Annotated in this window: 6 protein-coding genes; all 6 read left to right on the plus strand. The window is 70.7% G+C overall.

Features of this window, described 5'->3' with window-relative positions:
- Positions 1 to 51: 51 nt before the first annotated feature.
- A complete protein-coding gene (locus VMD91_11145; protein HTW84616.1) occupies positions 52 to 1,413 on the plus strand; it encodes an FAD-dependent oxidoreductase in 1,362 nt (453 codons plus the stop codon).
- A complete protein-coding gene (locus VMD91_11150; protein HTW84617.1) occupies positions 1,406 to 1,708 on the plus strand; it encodes a hypothetical protein in 303 nt (100 codons plus the stop codon). Before VMD91_11145 ends, VMD91_11150 begins: the two co-directional genes overlap by 8 nt.
- Complete coding sequence (locus VMD91_11155; protein ID HTW84618.1) at positions 1,708 to 2,640, plus strand: BadF/BadG/BcrA/BcrD ATPase family protein; 933 nt, start codon at positions 1,708 to 1,710, stop codon at positions 2,638 to 2,640. The genes VMD91_11150 and VMD91_11155 overlap by 1 nt, the downstream gene beginning before the upstream one ends.
- Positions 2,637 to 3,314 (plus strand): putative N-acetylmannosamine-6-phosphate 2-epimerase, encoded by a 678-nt coding sequence (locus VMD91_11160; GenBank protein HTW84619.1) that lies wholly within the window; start codon positions 2,637 to 2,639, stop codon positions 3,312 to 3,314. Before VMD91_11155 ends, VMD91_11160 begins: the two co-directional genes overlap by 4 nt.
- Before the next feature lie 179 nt (positions 3,315 to 3,493).
- Positions 3,494 to 4,585, plus strand: coding sequence for a cytochrome c oxidase subunit II (coxB, locus tag VMD91_11165; GenBank protein HTW84620.1), 1,092 nt, complete (start codon positions 3,494 to 3,496; stop codon positions 4,583 to 4,585).
- 16 nt (positions 4,586 to 4,601) lie between these two features.
- On the plus strand, positions 4,602 to 6,275 hold a 1,674-nt coding region (locus VMD91_11170; GenBank protein HTW84621.1), incomplete at its 3' end, for a cbb3-type cytochrome c oxidase subunit I.

Genomic DNA, 6,275 nt, shown 5'->3' on the forward strand with positions numbered 1-6,275 from the left:
GCACGCCTCGCCGGGCGGACGCGGCCCGCGGCGGCGCGAACCTCGCGGGCGATGCGCGAATACGACGTCCTGGTCGTCGGCGGGGGCAACGCCGGCTGCGCGGCGGCGATTGCCGCGGCGCGCACCGGGGCCCGCGTCCAGCTGGTTGAGCGCTACGGCTTCCTGGGCGGGACGGCCACCGCCGCGATGGTCGGTCCGTGGATGACCTTCCATTCCGGCGAAGAGCGCATCGTCGGCGGGATCGCGCAAGAGATCGTCGAGCGGCTGATGGCCAGCGGCGGATCGCCGGGCCACCTGCACGACGCGTCGGACTACGTCCCGACGATCACCCCGTTCGACCCCGAGCTGCACAAGGCGCTGCTGTTCGACCTGATGCGCGAGAGCGGCGTGTCGCTGTTGCTGCACGCGTGGTTCCTCGAGCCGATCGTTTCGAGCGGCCGCGTCGCGGGGGTGCGTGTCGCCACCGTCGGCGGCGTGCGCAGCTTGCGTGCCAAGCGCACCGTCGACGCGACCGCCGACGCGCTGGTGGCGTTCGGCGCGGGCGTGCCGACGCAGCAGGGCGATACGCGCGGGCGTGTGCAGCCGGCCAGCCTGATGTTCCGTCTCTCGCACGTCGACGTCGAGACGCTGGCGGCCTACGTGCGGCGGCATCCCGAGCAGATGCGCAGCTCGCTCAAGACGCACGAGCGCACCGCCGGCGCGCTGACGGCGGTCGCCGGGCTGTACGAGCTGTGGGACGCGGCGCGCGAGCGCGGCGAGGTCACCGTGCCGCGCGAGCTGGTCTCGTTGTTCGCCACGCCGTTTCCCGACGAAGTCACCGTCAACATGACGCGCGTCGTCGACGTCGACCCGCTCGACCCCGATTCGCTCACGCGGGCCGAGATCGAAGCGCGCGCGCAGGTCATGCAGCTGGTCGCGTTCTTCAAGCGCGACGTGCCGGGCTTCGCCAACGCACGGCTGGCCGCGACCGCGACGCAGATCGGCATCCGCGAAGGACGGCGCATCGTCGGCGACTACACGCTGACGGCCGACGACGTCCTGCACGCGCGCACGTTTCCCGACGCCGTCGCGCGCAGCGCCTATCCGATCGACATCCACAATCCCAGCGGCAGCGGCACGACGACGCATCGGCTGCCGCCCGGCGCCTCGTACGAGATTCCGTACCGCTGCATGGTGCCGGTCGGCATCGAGGATCTGCTGGTCGCTGGACGCTGCATCTCGACCACCCACGAAGCGCTGGCGTCGACGCGGCTGACGCCGACGGTGATGACGCTGGGCCAAGCGGCGGGAACCGCGATGGCGCTCTCGCTGCGCAGCGGGACGACGCCGCGCGCGCTCGACGTCGAAGCGCTGCGCCGGCGGCTGATCGCCGACGGCGTCGACTTGCGCCGCCACGAGCCGGTGCGTGCCTGACGTTCGCCGGCTGGCCGCCGACTACGGCGTGCGCGTCGAGGTGGCCGATCTGGGCGCGTGGGACGGGACCACGCTGACGGCCGAATACGATCCGGACGGTCCGACCATCCGCGTCAACGAGCGCGTCCTGCCGAGCGGCTCGTCGTGCGCGGTGCGCGAGGCGATCGATCGCGCGATCGCGCACGAGCTGTATCACCATCGCGAGGCGATCGGCGAGATCCCGCGCCTGCGCGACCGCGCCGCGCGCGAACGCGCGGCCGACGCCTTCGCGGCCGCGCTGACGGCGGAACCCTGATGCGGTACGTTGCCGGCATCGACGGCGGGCAGTCCTCGACGCTGGCGGTGGTGGTCGCAGAAGACGGGCGCATCGTCGGTCGCGGCGCGGCCGGGCCGGCCGCGCACGTCGACGAGCCGCCCGGCTCGCACACGGCGGCCGACGCGGTCGGCGTCGCCCTCGCGGCCGCGCTGGTCGCGGCCGGCCTGGCCGCCGACGCGCCGCTGGCGGCCGTGCGCATCGGGCTCTCGGGCTGGGACCAGCATTTCGACGGCGCCGCGCCGACGCTGCGCGCGGGCAGCGTGCGCATGTGTCACGACGCCACCATCGCGCTGGCCGGGGCGATCCCGGCGCGCCCCGCCGCGGTCGTGATCGCGGGAACGGGATCGGTCGCGTACGGCGAGGACGCCGCGGGGCGCGGCCTGCGGATCGGCGGGTGGGGCTACCTGTTCGGCGACGCGGGCAGCGCGTTCGCCGTCGCGCGCGACGCGCTGGCGGCCGCGATGCTGACCGACGACGCCGGCGGCCGCCACCCGTTGGGCGACGCGGCGCTGGCCTTCTACGACCGGCCCGACCTGCGCGCGCTGGCGACGGCGGCGATCCAGGGCCGGCTTTCGCGGGCAACGCTGGCCGGCTTCGCCCGGGTCGTGTTCGACGCGGCGCGGCTCGGCGACGCGGACGCCGCGGCGATCGTCGACCGGGCGGCGGACGCGCTGGCCGAGCTCGCCGCCACCCTGTTGGCCCGGCTCGGGCTGGACCAGCCGGCTCCGGTCGCGTTCATCGGCGGCCTGCTCGCCAACGCGGACTTCCGGGCCCGGGTCGGCGAGCGGCTCGGCCGGCTCGTGCCGCAGGCCGTCGTCGTCGAGCCGCTCTACGAGCCGGCGGCCGGCGCGGCGCTGCTGGCCTTCGACGACGCGGCTCTCGGCCGTCCCGCGCGGCTCGCCCCGGCGTGAACCCGGTCCTCGAGCGGCTGCGCGGCGGGCTGATCGTCTCGGTCCAAGCCGAGGCCGACTCGGCGCTCAACGCGCCCGCGGCGATCGCGCTGCTCGGCCGCGTCGCCGTCGCCAACGGCGCCGTCGGCTTGCGGGTCGAGGGTTTGGCCCGCATCGGTGCGGTACGGCGCGCCGTCGGCGTGCCGGTGATCGGGATCGTCAAGCGCGCCTACCCCGGCTACGCGCCCTACATCACGGCCGGCGCGCGCGAGATCGCGGAGGTGACCGCGGCCGGCGCCGAGATCGTCGCCTTCGACGCGACCGGGCGTCCGCGTCCCGACGGCCGCGACGTCGGGGCCGTGGTGGCGGCGGTGCACGCGGCCGGCGCGTTGGCCATGGCCGACTGCGCGCAGGTCGCCGAGGTCGAGGCCGCGGCCGCCGCGGGAGCAGACCTGATCGCGACGACGCTGTGCGGTTACACCGAGGAGACGCGCGGCACCCCGCTGCCGGCGCTCGCGCTGGTGCGTGCGTGCGCGCGCAGCGGCGCGTTCGCCGTGTGCGAGGGCGGGGTGGGCACGCCCGACGATCTGCGGGCGGCGTTCGCGGCCGGCGCCGCCGCGGTGGTGGTCGGGACGGCGCTCACCAACCTCGACGTGCTGGTCCGGCGGTTCGTGAGCGCGGCTCCGCGCGGCTGACCCGCGCAGGCCTGCCCTTCCCGATACGCGAGCAGGCGGCTCGTTCCGAGAGAAGTCCTCGCGCGGCGTTCAACACTTCTTCATAGTCGGAAGTCGGAAGTATCGCGAACCTACGCGCAGAAAGGCGGCGTCGAGCCGTCCTGCGCGCAGGGCGGCACGGCCGTTCCAGAGAGGATCCGTTGGCACAGCGCGTCGTCAAGCCGAAGACCAACCTCGGCCCCGGTTTCTGGCCGATCACGGCCCTGATCGTGGTCGTGTCGGCGATCATGATCTATTTCACCGCCACGAGCCCATGGCCGGTTGGGTTGATCCCCGCCGGCGAGCCGGCACCGGCGACGGACTCGCTGTTCCGCTTCTTGGGCTGCGTCGCGGCCTTCATCTTCAACGTGGTCGTGATCTACACGATCTACTTCGGGATCGTGTTCCGCCGGCCGAAGGATGCGCCGCCGCACCACATCGGCGTGCAGATCCACGACGCGCCCGTGCTCGAGTTCTGGTGGACCGTCATCCCGACGATCCTGATCATCATCCTGGCGATCTTCTCGGTGAAGATCTGGGACGATCTGCAGAACACGCAGGGCGACGTGCTGACGGTCGAAGCGATCGGCTATCAATTCGGTTTCCAGTTCCGCTATCCGAAGCTGGCGAACGTCGTCAGCGGCGAGCTGCACCTGCCGGTCAACACGCCCACGACGGTGCAGATCACCTCGCGCGACGTCATCCACGGCTTCTGGCTGCCCGAGTTCCGCGTCAAGGCCGACATGGTGCCGGGCCTGATCACGACGATCCGCATCACGCCGCTGCAGACCGGGACGTTCCGCATCGTCTGCAGCGAGTTCTGCGGCGTCGCGCACGGCGCGATGCACGGGACCGTGGTCGTGCAGAGCCAAGCCGACTTCGCCAAGTGGTTCAAGGCCCAGGGTGCCACCGGCACTTCGGCGACGGGCGGCGCCGCCGGCGCGGCGGTGGCGGTCAGCAGCGGTTCGGCCAGTGCCGGACAGGCGCTCTTCCAGAGCAAGTGCACCGCGTGCCACTCGACCGGCGAGTTCTCGCAGAAGATCGTCGGGCCGGGCCTCGGGCACATCTTCAACGATCCCGCGCATCCCAAGCTCGTCAACGGCGCCGCCCCGACGCCGGCGAACGTCGCCAAGCTGATCCACGACGGGTACACCGGAGACATCGGCACGATGCCCAGCGCGACCGTCAATGCGATCAACAACACCGACATCGCGAACTTGACCGCTTACCTCGTCAGCCTCTCGAAGAAATAACGGAGACGATCCGCACATGGCGACTCTCGCCCCCGGAGTGAAGACAGGACCGTATCACGCGGTCCTCGACCACATCCACCCGGAACCGACGAGCTTCATCCGCAGGTACATCTTCTCGATCGACGCCAAGGTCATCGGGATCCAGTACATGATCACGGGAGGCCTGTTCTTCCTCATCGCGGGGCTCCTCGCCGAGATCATCCGCGCGCAGCTGATGAGCCCCACCGGCGCGGTCGTCACCCCGGCGACCTACAACGCGATCTACTCGATGCACGGCTCGGCGATGGTGTGGATGGTCATCATCCCGCTCGTCAGCGGCGCCTTCGGCAACTTCGTGATGCCGCTGCAGATCGGAGCGCGCGACGTCGCCTTCCCGTGGCTGAACCTGGCGGCGTTCTGGATGTTCCCGGTCGCCGGCATCATCCTGTTCAGCTCGTTCCTGGTCGGCGCGCCCGACGCGGGCTGGACCGAGTACCCGCCGATCTCGCTGCAAGGGCCGCCCGGCACGTCGCTGTGGTGCATCGCGATCTTCCTGGTGGGCGTCAGCTCGACGCTGACCGGCATCAACTTCGCGGTGACCATGCTCAAGATGCGCGCACCCGGGATGACCTTCACCCGCATGCCGCTGTTCGTCTGGGCGCAGCTGGCCACCAGCCCGCTGCTGTTCGTCGCGACGACCGCGCTGGGCGCCGCGCTGGCCGCGCTGTTCATCGAGCGCACCTTCGGCGTGCCGTTCTACGACCCGGCCCACGGCGGCTCGCCGGTGCTCTGGCAGCACATGTTCTGGTTCTACTCGCACCCGGCGGTCTACATCATGATCCTGCCGGTGTTCGGGATCATCTCCGAAGTGCTGCCGACGTTCTCGAAAAAGCCGATCTTCGGCTACAAGATGGTCGCGTTCTCGACCGTCTCGATCGCGCTGCTCGGCTTCACCGTCTGGGCGCACCACATGTTCACCTCGGGCATGGTGCCGTGGCTGCAGCTGCCGTTCATGATCCTGACCATGCTGATCGCGATTCCGACCGGCGTGAAGATCTTCTCGTGGATGGCCACGCTGTGGGGCGGTTCGATCGACTGGAAGACGCCGATGCTGTTCGCGACGGCGTTCCTGATCACGTTCACCTGCGGCGGCCTGACGGGGTTCTTCCTGGCGGCGGTCCCGGCCGACTACCACGAGCACGGCTCGTACTTCGTGGTCGCGCACTTCCACTACGTGCTCTACGGCGGCTCGGTGATGGGGCTGTTCGCCGGCTTCTACTACTGGTGGCCCAAGATCACCGGGAAGATGTACAACGAGACGCTGGGCCAGCTCCACTTCTGGATCACGTTCATCGCGTTCAACGGCACGTTCATGCCGATGCACTGGCTCGGCTTGATGGGGATGCCGCGTCGCGTCGCGATCTACGATCCGCAGTACACGTTCTGGAACCAGTTCGCGTCGATCAGCTCGTTCATCCTCGCCCTCTCGATGCTGATCTTCCTCTACAACATGCTGATCTGGACGTTCCGCCACGGCAAGCCGGCGGGACCGAATCCGTGGGGCGGCCGCACGCTGGAGTGGATGATCTCCTCGCCGCCGCCGTACTACAACTACAAGAAGATCCCGGCCGTGCTGGCCGCTCCGTACGACTTCGGCAACCCGCTCCCGTACATCGGGCTCGACGCGGCGCCGGGAGCCGTCGAGGCGACG

The organism is Candidatus Sulfotelmatobacter sp., from assembly GCA_035504415.1.
Lineage (GTDB): Bacteria > Vulcanimicrobiota > Vulcanimicrobiia > Vulcanimicrobiales > Vulcanimicrobiaceae > Vulcanimicrobium.